This is a genomic window from Leifsonia sp. Root227 (assembly GCF_001428745.1).
Lineage (GTDB): Bacteria > Actinomycetota > Actinomycetes > Actinomycetales > Microbacteriaceae > Leifsonia.
The window spans coordinates 864,865-882,682 of sequence record NZ_LMIO01000002.1; the positions used below are offsets into that span (position 1 = coordinate 864,865).

At 68.7% G+C, this 17,818-nt stretch carries 19 protein-coding genes and 1 tRNA gene; 8 read left to right on the forward strand and 12 right to left on the reverse strand.

The genetic code is table 11. From position 1 onward, the window contains the following. Positions 1 to 19: 19 nt before the first annotated feature. From ASE16_RS09080 to ASE16_RS09120, 9 genes are all read right to left on the reverse strand, one after another. Positions 20 to 2,449, reverse strand: coding sequence for a DEAD/DEAH box helicase (locus ASE16_RS09080; RefSeq protein ID WP_055893879.1), 2,430 nt, complete (start codon positions 2,447 to 2,449; stop codon positions 20 to 22). A 28-nt stretch (positions 2,450 to 2,477) separates the two neighbouring features. Next, positions 2,478 to 3,230, reverse strand: coding sequence for a twin-arginine translocase subunit TatC (tatC, locus tag ASE16_RS09085; protein ID WP_055894475.1), 753 nt, complete (start codon positions 3,228 to 3,230; stop codon positions 2,478 to 2,480). Positions 3,231 to 3,272: 42 nt separating this feature from the next. Further along, positions 3,273 to 3,503, reverse strand: coding sequence for a Sec-independent protein translocase subunit TatA (gene tatA / locus ASE16_RS09090; protein ID WP_055893882.1), 231 nt, complete (start codon positions 3,501 to 3,503; stop codon positions 3,273 to 3,275). A gap of 3 nt (positions 3,504 to 3,506) precedes the next feature. Further along, a complete protein-coding gene (locus ASE16_RS09095; protein ID WP_055893883.1) occupies positions 3,507 to 3,857 on the reverse strand; it encodes a hypothetical protein in 351 nt (116 codons plus the stop codon). Between the two features lie 13 nt (positions 3,858 to 3,870). Then, positions 3,871 to 4,863: a helix-turn-helix transcriptional regulator gene (locus ASE16_RS09100; protein ID WP_055893885.1), complete on the reverse strand. Its 993-nt coding sequence runs from the start codon at positions 4,861 to 4,863 to the stop codon at positions 3,871 to 3,873. Then, positions 4,856 to 5,884, reverse strand: coding sequence for a helix-turn-helix transcriptional regulator (locus ASE16_RS09105; RefSeq protein ID WP_055893887.1), 1,029 nt, complete (start codon positions 5,882 to 5,884; stop codon positions 4,856 to 4,858). The genes ASE16_RS09100 and ASE16_RS09105 overlap by 8 nt, the downstream gene beginning before the upstream one ends. Positions 5,885 to 5,901: 17 nt before the next feature. Next, complete coding sequence (locus tag ASE16_RS09110; RefSeq protein ID WP_055894478.1) at positions 5,902 to 6,807, reverse strand: FKBP-type peptidyl-prolyl cis-trans isomerase; 906 nt, start codon at positions 6,805 to 6,807, stop codon at positions 5,902 to 5,904. A 63-nt stretch (positions 6,808 to 6,870) separates the two neighbouring features. Then, entirely contained in the window at positions 6,871 to 7,938 is a 1,068-nt protein-coding gene (locus tag ASE16_RS09115) for a tRNA (adenine-N1)-methyltransferase (RefSeq protein WP_055893888.1), read from the reverse strand. Continuing rightward, on the reverse strand, positions 7,935 to 8,618 hold the full coding sequence (locus ASE16_RS09120; RefSeq protein ID WP_268765802.1) for an HAD family hydrolase: 684 nt from the start codon (positions 8,616 to 8,618) through the stop codon (positions 7,935 to 7,937). The genes ASE16_RS09115 and ASE16_RS09120 overlap by 4 nt, the downstream gene beginning before the upstream one ends. An 88-nt stretch (positions 8,619 to 8,706) precedes the next feature. Between ASE16_RS09120 and ASE16_RS09125 the strand changes: the two genes are divergently transcribed. Further along, a complete protein-coding gene (locus ASE16_RS09125) occupies positions 8,707 to 9,648 on the forward strand; it encodes a proteasome assembly chaperone family protein (RefSeq protein WP_055893892.1) in 942 nt (313 codons plus the stop codon). Between the two features lie 109 nt (positions 9,649 to 9,757). On the opposite strand, the gene ASE16_RS09130 is transcribed toward ASE16_RS09125, so the two are convergent. Both ASE16_RS09130 and ASE16_RS09135 read right to left on the reverse strand, forming a co-directional pair. Next, entirely contained in the window at positions 9,758 to 10,621 is an 864-nt protein-coding gene (locus tag ASE16_RS09130; RefSeq protein ID WP_055893893.1) for an undecaprenyl-diphosphate phosphatase, read from the reverse strand. A 54-nt stretch (positions 10,622 to 10,675) separates the two neighbouring features. Further along, on the reverse strand, positions 10,676 to 11,989 hold the full coding sequence (locus tag ASE16_RS09135; RefSeq protein WP_055893895.1) for a M20/M25/M40 family metallo-hydrolase: 1,314 nt from the start codon (positions 11,987 to 11,989) through the stop codon (positions 10,676 to 10,678). Positions 11,990 to 12,133: 144 nt separating this feature from the next. Here ASE16_RS09135 and ASE16_RS09140 point away from each other — a divergent pair. From ASE16_RS09140 to ASE16_RS09155, 4 genes are all read left to right on the forward strand, one after another. Continuing rightward, a tRNA-Leu gene (locus tag ASE16_RS09140) sits at positions 12,134 to 12,218 on the forward strand. Between the two features lie 81 nt (positions 12,219 to 12,299). Then, the gene (locus ASE16_RS09145; RefSeq protein WP_055893897.1) at positions 12,300 to 13,250 is read left to right on the forward strand and encodes a cation diffusion facilitator family transporter; all 951 of its coding nucleotides are present in this window, start codon (positions 12,300 to 12,302) and stop codon (positions 13,248 to 13,250) included. Between the two features lie 120 nt (positions 13,251 to 13,370). Then, positions 13,371 to 14,381, forward strand: a complete 1,011-nt coding sequence (locus tag ASE16_RS09150; protein WP_055893899.1) for a helix-turn-helix transcriptional regulator — start codon at positions 13,371 to 13,373, stop codon at positions 14,379 to 14,381. Between the two features lie 14 nt (positions 14,382 to 14,395). Continuing rightward, positions 14,396 to 15,508 (forward strand): VIT1/CCC1 transporter family protein, encoded by a 1,113-nt coding sequence (locus ASE16_RS09155; RefSeq protein WP_055893901.1) that lies wholly within the window; start codon positions 14,396 to 14,398, stop codon positions 15,506 to 15,508. 27 nt (positions 15,509 to 15,535) lie between these two features. On the opposite strand, the gene ASE16_RS09160 is transcribed toward ASE16_RS09155, so the two are convergent. After that, a complete protein-coding gene (locus ASE16_RS09160) occupies positions 15,536 to 16,051 on the reverse strand; it encodes a DUF1707 domain-containing protein (RefSeq protein ID WP_055893903.1) in 516 nt (171 codons plus the stop codon). Positions 16,052 to 16,137: 86 nt separating this feature from the next. Between ASE16_RS09160 and ASE16_RS09165 the strand changes: the two genes are divergently transcribed. The 3 genes from ASE16_RS09165 to ASE16_RS09175 all read left to right on the forward strand — a co-directional run bounded on the left by ASE16_RS09165 (position 16,138) and on the right by ASE16_RS09175 (position 17,700). Continuing rightward, complete coding sequence (locus ASE16_RS09165) at positions 16,138 to 16,428, forward strand: DUF6504 family protein (protein WP_055893905.1); 291 nt, start codon at positions 16,138 to 16,140, stop codon at positions 16,426 to 16,428. Positions 16,429 to 16,475: 47 nt separating this feature from the next. Beyond that, entirely contained in the window at positions 16,476 to 17,312 is an 837-nt protein-coding gene (locus tag ASE16_RS09170; protein WP_055893907.1) for a DUF3097 domain-containing protein, read from the forward strand. A gap of 184 nt (positions 17,313 to 17,496) precedes the next feature. Continuing rightward, positions 17,497 to 17,700, forward strand: a complete 204-nt coding sequence (locus tag ASE16_RS09175) for a cold-shock protein (protein WP_055893908.1) — start codon at positions 17,497 to 17,499, stop codon at positions 17,698 to 17,700. The last annotated feature ends 118 nt before the right edge of the window (positions 17,701 to 17,818 follow it).

The window sequence follows — 17,818 nt, forward strand, 5'->3', positions numbered from 1 at the left end:
GGCGTTCGCCGCAGAAATGCTAGGCGACGGATGAGTAAGCAACGATGCCGCGCCTGATCGAGTCGAGTGCCTGCCGTGCAGTGCGCCCGACCGGCCCCTGGGCCACGAGAGAGAGCTGATCGAGCAGGTCGATGGTCTGCTTCGTCCAGCGCACGAAGTCGCCGGCTGCCATGTCCGCCTCCTGCAGCACTGTGTTCAAGCTGGTGCCCTTCGCCCAGGCGTGCATCGCCATCGCGAGACTGGTCGACGGCGGCTCGCTGCCCGCCAGCCGGTTCTCCCTCTCCAGGTCGTCGAGACGGCTCCAGATGTCGATGGTCTTGTCCAGCGCGGGCCGGAACGCACCGCGCGGGAGGGAGCGCTCGTGCGCGAGCCCTTCGTCGCGGCGCGGCTCGAACACCAGCGCGCACGCCATCGCGGCGAGGCTCGGCGCATCCAGCTGGTTCCAGATGTTCCTGCGCAGGCACTCGGCCACGAGCAGGTCGCGTTCGCCGTAGATGCGCTTCAGGGTCCGGCCGTGCACGGTGAGGGCTGTGACGTCGTCCTCGCGGGTCAGGTAGCCGAGCTCCAGGAGCACGTCGGAGACGCGGTCGAACACCTTGGCCACTGCTCCGGTCCTCGACCGGATCTGCGCGCTCAGCGCGTCCGTCTCGCGCTTCAGCTTCCACCAGCGCTCCGCCCAGCGCGCGTGCTTCTCCCTGTCAGGGCAGCGGTGACAGGGGTGCTCCTTCATCCGCTTGCGCAGCGCGGTGAGCCTGCGCTGCCGCTTGTCGCGGTCGGCGCGGGAGGCGTGCTCCATCGACGCGCCCTTGCGCTCCAGGTCGCTCAGCTCGCGCCGGATGCCGGAGTACTCGCGGAAGTCGCCCAGATGGCACGTCATCGCCTTCTCGTAGCCGGCGAGCGACTCCTCCTGCTGGCGCACCTTGCGCGCCAGGTCGACCACGGCGCGGTCGGCCTGGAACTGCGCGAAGGACGACTCCAGGATCTCCCTGGTGCGCTCGCGTCCGAACTGGTCGATGAGGTTGACGGCCATGTTGTACGTCGGCCGGAAGCTGGAGTTGAGCGGGTAGCTGCGCCGGGAGGCGAGCGAAGCGACGGCCTGCGGGTCGAGGCCGTCCTGCCACTGGATGACCGAGTGCCCCTCCACATCGATGCCGCGGCGGCCGGCGCGGCCGGTGAGCTGGGTGTACTCCCCCGGCGTGATCGGCACGCGCGCCTCGCCGTTGAACTTCTCCAGCTTCTCCAAGACCACCGTTCGGGCCGGCATGTTGATGCCGAGCGCGAGGGTCTCCGTGGCGAACACGACCTTGACCAGCTTGCGCCGGAACAGCTCCTCCACGACCTCCTTGAATGCGGGAAGCATCCCGGCGTGGTGCGCTGCGACGCCGCGCTCCAGCCCCTCCAGCCACTCCCAGTAGCCGAGAACGGCCAGATCCTCGTCCAGCAGGGTCCTGCAGCGCTCCTCGACGATCGCCCGGATCTCGTCGCGCTCGTGCGCCTCTGTGAGCTTCACGCCGGAGCGGAGGGTCTGGCGCACGGCCTGATCGCATCCGTTGCGGCTGAAGATGAAGAAGATGGCAGGGAGCAGGTTGTGCTCGCCGAGCAGCTTGACCAGGTCGGCCCTGTCCATCCGGTAGGTGTCAGGGCGGCCGCCGCGGGAGTGGTAGCGGCCGACGTCGCGCATCTGCCTGCTGCTCAGCACACGTCCGCCGTAGCGCGCCATCTGCACCAGCTCCGGGTTCACCCGGTTGGTCGCGGCGAGGCCGGACGAGTCGAACAGGTCGATCAGCTTCGACCGCATCAGGATGTGCTGCTCCAGGGGAACGGGACGTTCCTCAGACACGATCACGTCCGTGTCGCCGCGCACCGCCTGCAGCCAGTCGCCGAACTCCTCCGCGTTCGACACCGTGGCGCTCAGCGAGACCATCCGCACCGCCTGGGGCAGGTGGATGATGACCTCCTCCCACACGGCGCCGCGGAACCGGTCGGCGAGGTAGTGCACCTCGTCCATCACCACGTATGCGAGGTCGGCGAGCAGGTCGGAGTCCGCGTAGAGCATGTTGCGCAGCACCTCGGTCGTCATCACGACGATGCGGGCGTGCGAGTTGATGTTGGTGTCTCCGGTCAGCAGGCCGACGGACTCCGGACCGTACTCCTCGACCAGCTCCTGGAACTTCTGGTTGCTGAGCGCCTTCATCGGCGCGGTGTAGAAGACCTTCGCGTTCGCCTCGCGCATCGCCAGGAACACCGCGAACTCGGCCACGATGGTCTTGCCTGCTCCGGTCGGGGCGGCCACGAGCACGCTTCTGCCAGCCTCCAGGCTCGCGCACGCCTCGCGCTGGAACGGGTCGAGGTCGAACCTGAGCCGTTCGCGGAATGCTTCGACGAGCGGTTGACGCGTGCGCGTGCGCGACGCCGCATAGCGTTCGGCCGGGGACAGCTGATCGGTCACACGCGCAAGCCTATGCCGCGCATCCCCGCTATGCGGCCAGTTCCGCCTCCAGGCGTGACGCGACCTTGGCCGCCCGCCGATCGTGCAGCCACGCAACGCCCCAGGCCGCCAGATACAGCACCACCATGGGAACGGCGAGCAGGAACATCGAGAGCACATCCGCCGCGGGAGTGGCGATGGCCGTGAACAGGGCGATCAGAATGATCGCCCAGCGCCACGACTTGATGATCGAGGATGCGCTCAGCACCCCGACGAAGTTCAGGAGCACCAGGAACACCGGGAGCACGAACGCAACCCCGACCGCCAGCGACAGCTTCAGGATGAAGTCGAAGTACGTCTTCGCGGAGATGATCGCGGAGTCGTCCGACGGCGCGAAGCTCGTGAGCAACGAGACGATGTGCGGGACGAGCAGCCAGCCGACGTATGCGCCGATGAGGAACAGCGGCACGGCGGTGAAGAAGAAGCCAAGTCCGTACTTGAGCTCTTTGCGGCTCAGAGCGGGGACGAAGAACGACCAGATCTGGTAGAGCCAGACCGGGCTGGAGATGATCACGCCGATCGTGATCGCGATCTGCATCTTCAGGTCGAACGCGCCGGTGATGCTGTCGTAGTTCAGCGTCGCGACGCGGCCCTGCTGGGTGGCGATCTGCGTGATCGGGACACGCATCGCATCCAGCAGGTAGCCGGACAGGAACCAGCCGGCGACGGCGCCGACGAGCAGCGCGATGGCAGAGCGGTAGAGGCGTTTGCGAAGCTCGACGAAATGCTCGGCGAGCGTCATCCGTCCTTCGCGGTTCTTGCCTCGCTTGGTGGAGGCCACCGACTACGGTTTCGTGTGCGTCTCAGGCGAGGCGGTGGTGCCGCCGTCAGCCGGCGTCTGCGACGAAGCGTCCGGCTTGTCGCCGTCCTTCTTCATCTCGTTGACCTCGCCCTTGAAGATGCGCATCGACTGGCCGATGCTCTTGGCGAGGGCAGGAAGCTTCGGCGCGCCGAAGAGCAGCAGGATCACTGCGAGGATGATGAGCAGGTGCCATCCGGTCAGGCCGCCGAGCATGAGTCAATCCCTTTTGATCAAGTATGTGTACCGACGTGGATCGGCATTGACCAGTAGTTTACCGCGTCTCACCCTCGCATCCCTGCGAAGTTGCCTCGCAACCGCCTTGTCCGCCCTCGCCTGCTCGCGTTCGTCGCGTAACACGGAGACATCGGCGAGCACCGCGGGGTGGAAGACGGCCTCGTTCAGGTCGTCGACGCGGCGGCTCAGCACCTCGGTCTTCTCGATCAGCGCAGACGCCTCCCTGCCGGCGGCCATGAGCTTGCGGAACAGGTGGACGGCGAAGAACGCGAGCATCCCGAGCAGGCCGAGCACCAGCACGACCCAGATCACCACCCACGACCACCACGGCATGACCCCAGCCTACCTACCGGTTGCCATCCGCCCGGTAGCGATCCGCTCCGGCGGTGGCCCAGGCCGCGACGACCGCGCGGGCCTCGGGAGGGTCGAGGACGGTGAGGACGCCGGACAGGCCGGCGACCAGCCGCTTCAGCCCGTGGAAGTGGGCCACGCGCACGCTCGTGCGCACGACACCGTCGTGCTCCTGCCTGGGCGCCCCGTCCGGGATGTAGTCCTCGACCAGCGGAACGGCGGACGCGGACACCTCGATGGTCACCAGCAGATCGTCCGGTGTTCCCTCGAACAGCGTCTCCGGCAGGGTGACGTCACCCGGGCGGTAGGTGATCGGCTCGTCCGTCGCGCGGAGGTCGTCGATGCGGTCGAGGCGGAAGGTGCGGATGGCGGTGCGCAGGTGATCCCAGCCGCGCAGATACCAGTCCTGGTCGATCGACTCGATGCGCAGCGGGTCGACGCGGCGCCGTTCCCGCTCACCGCGCGAGTTGAGGTAGTCGAAGTCGAGCTGCGTGCCGCTCGCCACCGCATCCCTGATCGTGGCGAGGGTGGCGTCGGTCGCTGAGCCGGCGACCGCGACCTGGCTCGGCGCGGCAGACGCGCCGCGCGCGAGCTTCGCCATCAGGGAGCCGATCACGTCGCGATCGGCGTTCTCCGGGAGCGCCGACAGGTACTGCAGTCCCGCGATGAGCGCGGCCGCCTCCCTGGCCGAGAAGCGCGGCGAGTCGTCGATGGCGACCTGGTGGGTGAGAACGATCTGATCGTTGTCCTCGAAGTCGTCCCAGGCGATGTCGAACAGGTCGCCCGGCTGGTACTGGTTGGTCTCGCCGGGGACGCCGGAGACGGCGATCAGTCGCACCGCATCCCGCAGCTGGGACGCGTCGACGCCGAAGTGCTCCGCCGCCTCTGCGACGCTCACCCTGTCCCTGTCCATCAGGTACGGCACGAGCGCCAGGAGGAAGGCGAGCTTGTCCTGCGCCTGCATCGGCTGCTTGCGGCGCTCAGCCACGATCGCTCCCCTCGTGGGCGGCCGCCGTGGCCACCAGGCGGTCGCGGACAGCCTGGCGCAGCACCTCGGGCGCCAGCACGAGCACCTCGGGACCGAAGCTCGCCAGCTGGTCGGCGACGATGTTGATGTCGGAGTAGTTGACCGTGAGCCGGAACGACTCTCCGTCGCCTGCGACAGGCACCGCGTCTCCGTAGCGCTTGCCGAGACGCGTCGCCGCGTCCGTGCCGGCCGTCACCTCGATGGTCGCCACGTTGTCCGCCCAGATCCGTTCGAGGTCGGCGAGGGCTTTGGCCGCGAAGTCGGAGCCGTCCGGCACGAAAGTGCGCGCCGTGACCTTGACGGGGCCGACCATCCGCGACAGCAGGAACGTGCGAGAGCCGTGCGCGTCCTGGTCGATGCCCTGCAGGTGCCAGCGGCCCTGGTGCTGCACGATGGCGAGCGGCGCGACCGTCCTGATCCTGGACGCGCTCTCCCCCGGCTTGAGGTAGGGGAACTGAACGATGGCGTTGCGTTCGAGCGCCTGGTTCAGCGGCTCGAACGCGCTCTCTCGCGCGCGCAGCCGCGGCGCGTAACCGACGATCGGGTCATTGGCCTCGACGCCGAGCGAGCGCAGCTTCATCAGGGCCCTGCGGGACTCGCCGGAGAGCGATCCCTCCTTCCAGACCGTGGCGGCCAGACCGAGCAGCGTGATCTCCTCCGGGGAGAACACCACGTCGGCAGGAAGGTCGTATGCCCCTTTGGGAATGCGATAGCGCAGGAGCTGATTGTTGCCGGAATCGCCGGGAGACTCGACCGTCTCCAGCGGCACGCCGAGTTCGCGGATATCGTCTTTGTCGCGCTCGAACTGCCGCTCGAGACTGCTGTTGTCTCCATGACCGACGTAGCGCTGACGATAGCCCTGGACCGTGGACAGGATCTCGTTCTTGGTCAGGCCCGTCTCAGTCGCGAGCAGCGCGAGCACCAGGCTGAACAGGCGCTCTTCGACCGGCACACGGGAAGGCGAGGACGAGGACGGAGGCACCCGTCCATCCTAATCGGCTACAGGACCCCGAGAACGTCGACGACCCACGCTCCGGCGGGAACGCTGGAGTCCGCCGGCATCTCGATCACGAGCTGCGAACCGACCTTCGCGCCGACCAGCTCCTTGAGCATCGCCTGCGGCAGCACCTGGTTGGCGTTGCTCTGGCCGGTCTTCATCAGCACGAGGTCCGGCGCGCCGGAGTTCCAGGTGCTGTAGACGAGGTTCTTGTTCTCCCAGCCGACCATCGTGTAGTGCAGCACGACAGAGCTGTCGCTCTTGACCGTTGCCCCGTCGCCCGCCTTGAGCGTCTCACTGCGGACCTTCGTCGGGGCCCCACCGGACGGGATGGTGATGCCGGACTGCCCGGTCGGGGCGAGCACGACGGTCGGGAAGCCGGAGACGGACGGACGCACAGCGCCGTTCGCCCTCGGCAGGAAGGAGCCGACGACGTCGATGACGGCGACGCCCGAGCTGGTGGTGCCGTCCTGCCCGCTGTCCTTCGGCGCGATGGCGATCGCCACGCGGGAGCCGACGGTGGCGCACTGCAGGCCCTTGTCGATGCCAGGGACGCCGCTCTTCCCGACCGGGATGAGGGTCGGCTGGCTCTTCGCGAAAGAGCTCTGCCCGATCGTCGAACCGGACTCGCCGTCCAGCAGCGTGTACTGGATCTCGACCATCTGGCCCTTCTGGACCTTGTCGCCCTTGCCGGTGACGAGCGTCGTCGCCTGCGAGGTCGTGGTGTCGATCGGCGTCGGGAAGCTGATCTTCGGCTTCGAACCGACCGCCCCCGTCGCCGTGATGAGGTTCGATGCTGTGCCCGACTTCAGCGCGGTGTCGCAGTTCGCGTTCGGGTCTGACGAGCATCCCGTCAGCGTGACGGCCAGCAGTCCTGCTGCTACGACGAGTGCGGTAGCTCTGCGCACGAGTCCTCTTTCGGTGCGATCGGTGGGGTTGTCGGATGACACGGAGGTCTCCGGCTCCCCATGCTAGTTGATGGTGGGGTCGTCCTCGTGCGCCGCGTCGTCCGCCGCTGCGGCCTCGGCGGTCCGCGCCTTCGACAGCTCGGCGCTCGCTGCCGCCGCCCGCACCCGCTTGCGCAGGCTCTTCGGGCTGGACTGCCGCTCGCCGAGCGCGCCTGGCGTCCAGGCCTCGACGTCGTCGTCGCTGTAGTCGCTCTTCGACGGCCGGCGCTTCAGTTCGGGCAGCACGGAACCCGGCGCAAGGCGGCGGGCGGTGATGAGGAATCCGGTGTGACCGATCATCCGGTGGTCTGGACGAACGGCGAGACCCTCGACGTGCCAGCCGCGGACCATCGTCTCGCTCGACTGCGGGTGGGTGTAGTCGCCGGAGGCGCGGATCGCTTCCGCGACCCGCGAGAGCTGCGTCACCGTGGCGATGTAGCAGAGCAGCACGCCGCCGGGCTTGAGCGCGGCCGTGACCTCGTCGAGGCACTCCCACGGCGCGAGCATGTCGAGCACGACGCGGTCGACGCTCTGCTCCTCGACGGCCTCGGGGAGCGCATCCTGCAGGTCGCCGACCGTGACGGTCCAGTTCTCCGGGTCGTGACCGAGGAAGGTCGCTGCGTTCGCTCGCGCCACGTCGGCGAACTCGTCCCTGCGCTCGAACGAGCGCAGCGTGCCTCTCGGACCGATGGCGCGCAGCAGCCAGAGCGAGAGCGCTCCGGAGCCGACGCCGGCCTCGACCACGTTCGCTCCGGGGAAGATGTCGGCGAGCGACAGGATCTGCGCCGCGTCCTTCGGGTAGATGATCGCGGCGCCGCGCGGCATCGACATCACGAAGTCGCTGAGCAGCGGGCGGAGCGCCAGGTGCTCGACGCCCACGTTGTTCGACACGACGGACCCGTCTGGCAGGCCGATGATCGCGTCGTGCTCCAGGATGCCGCGATGGGTGTGAAACACCTTGCCCGGCTCGAGCGTGATGGTGTTCAGCTTGCCCTTCGGGCCGGTGAGCTGCACGCGGTCGCCTGCGCGGAACGGGCCGCTGTTCTGCGGCTGCGGAGTGTACGGCTGCTGGCCAGCCTGCTGGTCGCTCACAGGAGCGCTCCCTTCGCTGCGACAGCGGCGATGTCGTCCGCTGTCTTGCCGGAGAGAGACTCCCACAGCGTGTGCTCTGCGCTCTCCGGGAGCGCGACGATGTGCGGAACGCCGATGGTGGCCGCTCCGGAGGCGACCGCGGAGGCGAGGCCGACCAGCGAGTCCTCGATGGCGACAGCATCCACAGGGTCGACGCCCAGCAGTTCCGCAGCGCGAAGGTACGGCTCCGGATGCGGCTTGGCCTCCGTCACCTCGTCGCCGCTGACGATCACGTCGAACGCATCGAACGGGATCTTCGCGACGATCTGCTCCGCCATCCTGCGCACCGACATGGTGACCAAGGCGGTCGGGATACCGCGCTCACGCAGGTCGGCGAGCAGCTCGCGCGCCCCTGGCCGCCACGGAACGCCGTCCGTGTCGAGCTTCTGCTGCACCCGGTTCGTGAGCCACTGCACGATCTCGTCCGCGCTGAGGTCGACGCCGTGCGCACGGAGGATCTCTGCGGAGTTCCAGAGCCCGAGGCCGACGAGCTGGAGGCCGTCCTCGTGGGTCCAGACGCCGCCGAAGGAGGAGACGAGCTCCACTTCGGAGGCCATCCAGTACGGTTCGGTGTCGACGAGGGTGCCGTCCATGTCCCAGAAAACGGCGGCCGGCGGGCTCGGAGGAGTCAGTGAGGTCACGGGCCACAAGTCTAACGGTGACCGGCGGGCCTATCCTGGATGGATGGCGTCCGCACGGTCGTCTGGAGAGGACAGAGGTACATCCACTGTGACTGACGGAAACGACTTCCTCGGCGGCCGCATCCTGGTCGTCGCCTTCGAGGGCTGGAACGACGCAGGCGAGGCAGCGAGCGGCGCCGTCAAGACCCTCAAGGACGTTCTCGACGTCGTGCCCGTCTCCGAGGTCGACCCCGAGCTGTACTTCGACTTCCAGTTCAACCGGCCGGTGGTCGCGGACGACGACGGGCACCGCCACCTCATCTGGCCGTCCGCGGTGATGTACGGCCCTGCGAACCCCGGCGCTGCAGCGGAGGATCTGGCGGGCGACCTCGCCGGAGACGCTGTGCGGGTCAGTGGCGACAACGTCGGCAACATCTACCTGCTGCTCGGCACGGAGCCGTCCCGCAGCTGGAAGAGCTTCACGGCCGAGATCCTGGATGCGGCACTCGCCGCCGACATCGGCGTGATCGTCTTCCTCGGCGCGATGCTCGCAGACGTTCCGCACACCAGGCCGATCTCCATCTTCGCGTCGAGCGAGAACGCGGCTGTGCGCGCCGAGCTGTCGATCGAGCGCTCCACCTACGAGGGCCCCGTCGGCATCCTGAGCGCCATCGCGGAGGGCGCGGAGGGCGTCGGTATCCCGACCGTCACTATCTGGGCGTCCGTCCCGCACTACGTGCACAACGCTCCGAGCCCGAAGGCGATGCTCGCGCTCATCGACAAGCTGGAAGAGCTGGTGGATGTGACCATTCCGCGCGGGACACTGGTCGACGAGGCCGCCGCCTGGGAGGCGGGGATCGACGCGCTCGCCGCAGACGACGACGAGATGGCCGCGTACATCGAGCAGCTCGAGCAGGCGCGCGACACCGTCGACTCCCCCGAGGCGAGCGGCGAGGCGATCGCGCAGGAGTTCGAGCGCTACCTCCGCCGCCGCGGAGACGGCAGAGACGGCCAGGCCGGCGGCCGCCCCGACGAGCCCTGGCGCTCCTGACGAGCCCTGGCGCTCCTGACCCTGCCGGCTCCCTCACCCACACCATCGAGTCCGGATTTGTTCAGCTCCACGCCCGGCGTGTCGGCTGAACAAGTTCGGACTCGATTCTTTAGGCGGCGAGCACCCCGGTGGAGAGCAGGACGATGAGGAGCGCTCCGAGGGCGATGCGGTAGATCACGAACGGCAGGAAGCTGCGGCGCGAGATGTAGCCCATGAAGAAGGCGATCACGACGAGCCCGACCACGAACGCGACGACGGTCGCCGCCGCGGTCTCCAGCGGGCCGAAGACCTCGACGGTGCAAGTGTTGGCCGCGGCGAGAGCCTGCGTGCACGGCTCCTTGATCGACTTGTACAGCTGGTAGAAGCCGCTGCCGAACACGGCGGGGAGCGCGAGCAGGAACGAGTACCGCGCCGCTGCCCTGCGCTGGTAGCCCATGAACAGTCCGGCCGTGATGGTGCCGCCGGAACGCGAGACGCCGGGGATGAGCGCGAGCGCCTGGGCCAGGCCGAAGATGATGCCGTGGCCCCAGGTGAGCTCCTTGAGCCTCCTGGTCTTGCTGCCGACGTAGTCGGCCACGCCGAGCAGGATGCCGAACACGATCAGCGTCGCCGCGACGATCCAGAGCGAGCGGAAGGTGGTCTCGATCGCGTCCTGGAAGAACAAGCCGAGGACGACGATCGGCACGCTGCCGATGATGACCAGCCAGCCCATCCGCGCATCCGGATCGTTGCGGGGAACCTTGCCGAACAGCGAACGGAACCACTGCCCGACGATCCGGACGATGTCCTTCCAGAAGTACAGCAGCACGGCGGCCTCTGTGCCGAGCTGGATGATCGCGGTGAACCGAGCCCCGGGGTCGCCTCCCGTGCCGAGCAGCTCCCCGACGATGCGGATGTGCGCGCTCGACGAGATCGGGAGGAACTCGGTGAGCCCCTGGACGAGACCCAGGATGAGGGCGTTGATGAATTCCATGCGGTGCTTTCGGAAGTGATGCTGAACGGCTGGCTGCGGCGGAGGCCGCGAAGGTCAGTAGCTGCGGAGGAGGTCGCGCAGGACGGACCTGCCAAACACTAGCGCGTCGAGCGGAACGCGCTCGTCGACGCCGTGGAACATCCCGGGGAAGTCCAGCTCCTTCGGAAGCTGGAGCGGCGCGAAGCCGTAGCCGGTGATGCCGAGCTTGCTGAGCGCCTTGTTGTCCGTGCCGCCGGAGAGCAGATAGGGCAGCACGGGCGCGCCAGGGTCGTGCTCGCCGATGGTGGAGACGATAGCGTCGATCAGCGGGCCGCCGAACGCCGCCTCCAGGCCGACGTCGCGGTGCATGATCCTGATCTCGATGTCGTTGCCGACGATCTCCTGCACCTGCGCGAGCACGGCGTCCTCCTCGCCGGGCAGCGTGCGGATGTCGATGAGCGCTTCCGCGGTATCCGGAATGACGTTGTGCTTGTACCCGGCGTCCAGAAGCGTCGGGTTGGTGGTGGTGCGCAGCGTGGCCAGGATGAAGCCGGCCGCCGTCCCCGTGCGCAGCACGACCTCGTCAGGACCGACCTGCTCCGGATCGATGTCCAGGATGCGCGAGACCTCCGCGAGGAGCTGCGTGGTGGTGTCGGTGAGCTGGATCGGCCACTCGCGGCGGCCGATCGCCACGACAGCCTCGGCGAGTCTGGTGATCGCGTTCTCCCGCACCAGCCGGGAGCCGTGTGCAGCGCGGCCGCGGGCTATCAGCTTGATCCAGACGAGCGACTTCTCGCCCGTCTGCATCAGGTATGCGCGCTGGCCGTCGAGGTCGATCGAGTATCCGCCGACCTCGCTGATCGCCTCGGCGGCGCCGGCGAACAGCTCGGGGTGGTTGTCGACCAGGAAGTGCGAGCCGCGACGGCCGCCGTCCTCCTCATCGGCGAAGAACGCCACGACGAGGTCGCGCTCCGGCTGCTCCCCCGCCGCCAGCAGGTCGCCGACCGCGGTGAGGATCATCGCATCCATGTTCTTCATGTCGACGGCGCCGCGACCCCAGAGCAGGCCGTCCTTGATGACGCCGCCGAAGGGGTCGACGGTCCAGTTGCGCGGGTCGGCTGGGACGACGTCCAGATGGCCGTGTACGACGAGTGCCGGCTTGGCGGCGTTCCGGCCGGGAACGCGAGCGACGACGCTGGTGCGGCCGGGGTCGGAGTCGAACATCCGTGGTTCGAGGCCCATCGCCCGCAGGCGCGCCTCGACATACTCCGCCGCGTCGGCCTCTCCGTTCGACTTCCCCTCACCGAAGTTGGTGGTGTCGAAGCGGATCAGATCGCGGGCGATGACCGCCGTTTCGTCCAGCTGCTCGTCGCTCAAGGCATCCGTCATGCGCTCAACGCTACCGGCGAGACGGGACGGTGCCAACGCAGCGAACGCGCCACGCCCGGGATGCTCGGCCGAGTCAAAGCCGCAGGTGTTTTCGTGCTAATGTCTTTCTTCGGCGGCCGGTTCGGTCGCTGGAATGAAACACCTGTCCGGGTGGCGGAAATGGCAGACGCGCTAGCTTGAGGTGCTAGTGCCCGTATAGGGCGTGGGGGTTCAAGTCCCCCCTCGGACACAGAATGAAACCCCGGTCGAAAGACCGGGGTTTCGTCGTTTGCGGCTCCGCGATTCCTCGGGGCGGTTTACTGTTGCGGCTATGCCTGACACCCCGAAATCGTCGAGCCTCCTCACCGTCGTCATCGCGTTCGGCGCGAATGTGGTCGTCGCCGTGGCGAAGACCATCGCTGCGGTGCTCACCGGGTCGGCGTCGATGGTGGCAGAAGCCGCGCACTCCTGGGCGGATGCGGGCAACGAGATCTTCCTGCTGCAGGCCGAACGCTCCTCTGTGCGCCCGCGCGACGCCGCGCATCCCGGCGGGTACGGGCGCGAAGCGTACGTGTGGTCGCTGTTCGCGGCGGTGGGGCTGTTCACCGCTGGCGCGGTGGTGTCGATCACGCACGGCGTGTCCGAACTGGGAAACGAGGAGAAGGGCGCCGACTACGGGATCGCCTACCTCGTGCTCGCCGTCTCGTTCGTCTTCGAGGGTTTCTCGTTCATCCAGTCGTACCGGCAGGCCAGGCGCGGTGCGGACGAGCGAGGCACCGGAACGCTGGCGCACGTGTTCAATACGTCGAACCCGACGCTGCGCGCGGTCTTCTTCGAGGACTCCGCTGCCCTGATCGGCCTGGTGATCGCCTTCCTCGGCCTGCTGCTGCACGAGCTGACCGGCAACGCGGTGTACGACGCGATCGGCTCGATCCTGGTCGGCGTGCTGCTGGCGGTGGTAGCGCTGGTGCTGATCGACAGGAACAGGCGATTCCTCCTCGGCGAGCAGGCGCCGGAGCGCGTGACGCAGGCGGTGCTGTCCGCTCTGCTCGCGCATCCGGAGGTCGAGACGGTCACGTACCTGCACCTGGAGTTCGTCGGCCCGGAGCGGATCTACGTGGTGGCGGCGGTCGATCTGGTCGGCAACGACCGCGAGTCCGACGTCGCCGCCGACCTCGTGGCGATCGGCGGCGCCCTCGAGGCCGACCCGCACGTCGCGGAGGCCATCCTCACCCTCTCCCGCCCCGGCGCCGCTCCCCTTCTCCTCTCCCCCGCCCCCTGATCATCGAGCCGGGAGTCATGCACGCGACACGCCGGGATCGGGCGTGCACACGTCCCGGCTCGACGATCAGGGGGCGGGATTGGGGACGGGAAGTGGCCGGAATCGGAGGAGGATGGGGGCATGAGCACGACGGGATCGCGGACGCTGCAACTGCTTGCGCTCCTGCAGACACACCGCTACTGGCCGGGGCCGGAACTCGCAGAGCGACTCGAGGTGTCCGTGCGCACGCTGCGCCGCGACGTGGACAGGCTGCGCGAGCTCGGCTACCCGGTGGATGCGAGCCGCGGGGTCGACGGCGGGTACCAGCTCGCCGCAGGCGCCTCGCTCCCGCCGCTCGTCGTCGACGACGAGGAGGCAGTCGCCCTCGCCGTCGGCCTCCGCACGGCCGCGCAGTCCGGCATCGCAGGAATCGAGGACGCCTCGGTGCGCGCCCTCGCCAAGGTCGTCCAGGTCATGCCGTCGAGGCTGCGCCGCCGCGTGGATGCGCTCCGCTCCGCCACCGTCGCCGGCGCCATCCGCCAGGGCCCGACGGTCGATGCCGAAGTGCTCACCGTGATCGCGCAGGCCTGCCGCGACGAGGAACGTATCGGCTTCGTGTACACCGCGCGGGACGGCGAGCGCACCGAGCGCAGCGTCGAACCGCACCGGCTGGTGTCGGTCGAGCGCCGCTGGTACCTGGTCGCATACGACCTCGGCCGGTTCGACTGGCGCAGCTTCCGGCTCGACCGGCTCGCAGAACCGCATCCGACCGGCCAGCGGTTCCGCCCGCGCGAGCTCCCGGCGGAGGACGCTGCTGCCTTCGTCACCGCGTCGCTGGGCGCCTCGGCGGAGACGCTCGCCATCGAAGCGATCGTGCACGCGCCCGTCGAGCTGGTCGAAAGCAGGATCGGCCGGTGGGCGACGACCGAGGCGGTGGATGCGGCGACCACGCGCATCCGGATGGCGGCGGACAGCGCGGAGTGGGCGCTGTTCGGGCTGGCAGCGGTGGATGCACGGTTCGAGATCCTCGCTCCGGCGGAGGTCGCGGAGCTGGCCAGGGTGTGGGGCGAGCGGTTCGCCGGCGCGAGCGGCGCAGCCGCCACCACCGGCACAGCCAGCACCACCGGCGCCTCCGGACAGCCCGTCACATAGACTGTCGAATCGTTATGACGACTGCCTCTTCCCCCGCCTCCCCGCCGCGCGAGCCGAGCCAGGCCGACATCCGGCGCTGGCGCCGCTACCTCGCGGACGAGCGCGCTGAGGCCGCCGTCTACCGCGACCTCGCAGGCCGCCGCACGGGCGAGGAGCGCGAGATCCTGCTCGCCCTCGCCGACGCGGAAGGCCGGCACGAGCAGCACTGGCTCACCCTCCTCGGCGACGACGTCGGCCGCCCGCTGCGCGGTGACATCCGCACCCGCGTGCTCGGCTTCCTCGCCAGGCGCTTCGGCTCCGTGTTCGTCCTCGCGCTCGCGCAGCGCGCAGAGGCGCGCTCCCCCTACAGCGACGACGCGGATGCGACGCCCCAGATGGCAGCGGACGAGCAGATCCACGAGGAGGTCGTCCGCGCACTCGCGGCGCGAGGCAGGCAGCGGCTGTCCGGCACCTTCCGCGCAGCGGTGTTCGGGGCGAACGACGGACTCGTCAGCAACCTCGCGCTCGTGCTCGGCATCAGCGCGAGCGGCGTCGCGAACCACGTTGTGCTGCTGACCGGCATCTCCGGCCTGCTCGCAGGGGCGCTGTCGATGGGCGCAGGCGAGTACGTGTCCGTGCGCTCGCAGCGCGAATTGCTGCAGGCATCCAGCCCCAACCCGGAGACCAGTTCAGCGCTCCCGAACCTCGATGTCGACGCCAACGAGCTCACCCTGGTCTACCGGGCGCGCGGGATGGCCCCCGACGAGGCGAAGGCGCACGCAGACACGGTGCTGGCTCGCCTCCACGCGCACGCGGTGGAGACGGCCCCCATCCCGGTGGTCGGCGAGGTGGTCGACGAGCACGAAGCGGTCGGCAAGGGCTGGAACGCCGCGGTGTCGAGCTTCTGCTTCTTCGCCTCCGGCGCGCTCATCCCGATCCTGCCGTACCTGTTCGGGCTGCAGGGGACGACGGCCGTGATCGTCGCCTCCGTGCTGGTCGGCATCGTCCTGCTCGGGACGGGCGCGATCGTCGGGCTGCTGTCCGGCGCTTCGCCGCTCAAGCGGGCGCTGCGGCAGCTCGCGATCGGCTACGGGGCGGCCGCAGCGACCTACCTGCTCGGCCTGCTGTTCGGCGCCACCATCGGCTAGCGCCGGTCAGGGCCGGGCCGGCTTGCGTCAGCGGCGATCCCGGTCGCGACCGCCGTCCGCGCCGTAGACGATGGCGCCGGTGATCGGGACGAGCAGGAACCAGAGCCAGCTGTACGCATAGCCCCACACCGTACTGGTCACGAAGAAGAGGATGAGGGCGACGAACGGCGCCACCGACACGATGGCGAGCCCCCAGCGGCGGTTGGCCGGCCGGGAGTACGGCTCGGATGGCGTCGCGTACGGGTCGCGCGCTGGCTGGGCAGCGGCGGCCGGCGCCGCATAAGCCGCCCCTGCTCCCCCGCCCGCGCCTGCGCCTGCGCCCGCTCCAGGGCCGTCCAGGTCCACACCACCCGGCAGGTCCGCGAACAGCGGGGCGAGGTCGCCGCGGGTCACAGCCGCCCGCGCAGACTGCACGCGCGACTGCACCTCTGCCTCGCTCAGTCGCCCCTGCGCAGCGTGCGCCTGGATCGCGGAGACGGCGCGTTCGCGCTCGTCGTTGCTGAGCCGAAGGGATGCGCCGGAAGGGTCGGTCAGGTCGGTCATGCAGCCAGTATGGCGCAGGTGCGTTCGTCGGTCGATGGTCTTACACTCGTTAATCGAACATACGTTCGAGCAAGGAGGTGAGAGAGATGACCGACATCGGCGAGGCCGTCGCGGTCTGGACGACGGACGATGGCATCCCGACCAGGCTGGTGTGGCGGGCGACCAGGTACCGCGTCACCGACACGCCGACGGTCTGGGCTGAGGTGTGCGCCTGGTGGCGTCCGTTCGGCGAGCACCGCTACGGCGTCGGCAGCCTGCCCAGGGAGATCGGCGGCTGGCGCTTCCAGGCCACGGACGAGACGGGATGCGCGCACGTGTTCGACGTGCGCCACGACGACGCCAGCCGCAGCTGGCACCTGGTGAGGATCTTCGACTGATGGCGTGCCTCCCCTCCCACCGCCCCCTCACCGCTTAGTCTCACCGGGTGAACGACGACCGCTATGGAACCGATGTGCTGGCGAGCGACTGGAAGAACGCAGGACGCAAGACCGTCCCCCAGGTCGAAGCCGTGCGCGACCTGGTGGTCGAGGATGCGGCGAGCGGCTTCTGCGGCGCCGTCACCCGTCTCGAGGGCCAGTTCGTCGAGCTGGAGGACTACTTCGGCAAGAAACGCGTCTTCCCGATCACCGGATCGTTTCTGATCGACGGAGAGCCCGTCACGCTGGTGCACGCCAAGAAAGACGGAGGCGGACGGGCGAGGACGGCGTCCGGTTCGTTCGCGGTCGACGATCAGAAAGCCAGGATCGCTCGCGCCAGCCGCATCTTCGTCGAGGGACGGCACGACGCCGAGCTGGTCGAGAAGGTCTGGGGCGACGATCTGCGGGTCGAAGGCGTCGTGGTCGAATACCTGGAGGGCGTCGACGATCTGGATGCGATCGTCCGCGAGTTCGCGCCGGATCGCTCCCGCCGCATCGGCGTTCTGGTCGACCACCTCGTGCCTGGCTCCAAGGAGAGCAGGATCGCCGACGCGGTCAAGCGCGGACCGTACGGAGCGCACGTCCTGGTGGTCGGGCACCCGTACATCGACATCTGGCAGGCCGTGAAACCGGCGAGGGTCGGGCTCGAGGCATGGCCGAGCATCCCGCGCTCGATCGAGTGGAAGAAGGGGATCTGCGCCGCGCTCGGACTCCCCCACGAGACGCAGGCAGACACCGCACGCGCCTGGAAGCGCATCCTCGGAACGGTGCGATCGTTCGCCGATCTGGAGCCGGAGCTGCTCGGCAGAGTCGAGCAGCTGATCGACTTCGTCACCGAACCGTGAGGTTGATTCGGCGTCACTGGTGTGTTTTTCGCGGGTTGGCGGCTAGGCTAACCCCAGTCGTGTGTTTTGCATGTGTTGGATAGGTGCGTCCCAAACCCGGAGCGTTGCCAGCTTTACAGGAGCAGGAGAACACGCGACGAGGCCCCGACAGTCGGGGTCGAGGAATATCGCTCCTGGAGGAGATATGGCTACTGGTACGGTCAAATGGTTCAACGCGGAAAAGGGCTTCGGCTTCATCGCTCCCGACGACGGCGGCGCTGACGTGTTCGCTCACTACTCTGCAATCGCTTCGAGCGGCTACCGCTCGCTCGAGGAGAACCAGAAGGTCGAGTTCGAGGTGACGCAGGGCCCCAAGGGCCTGCAGGCGGAGAACATCCGCCCGCTCTGACCTGAGCTTCCAACGGGGTCGCGCTTCGGCGCGGCCCCGTTTTTCGTTTTCCGGACGGCTGCACGACACCCTGCCGCTGCTGCGGCTGACACGCCGATGACACGCCGATGTGCGCGAA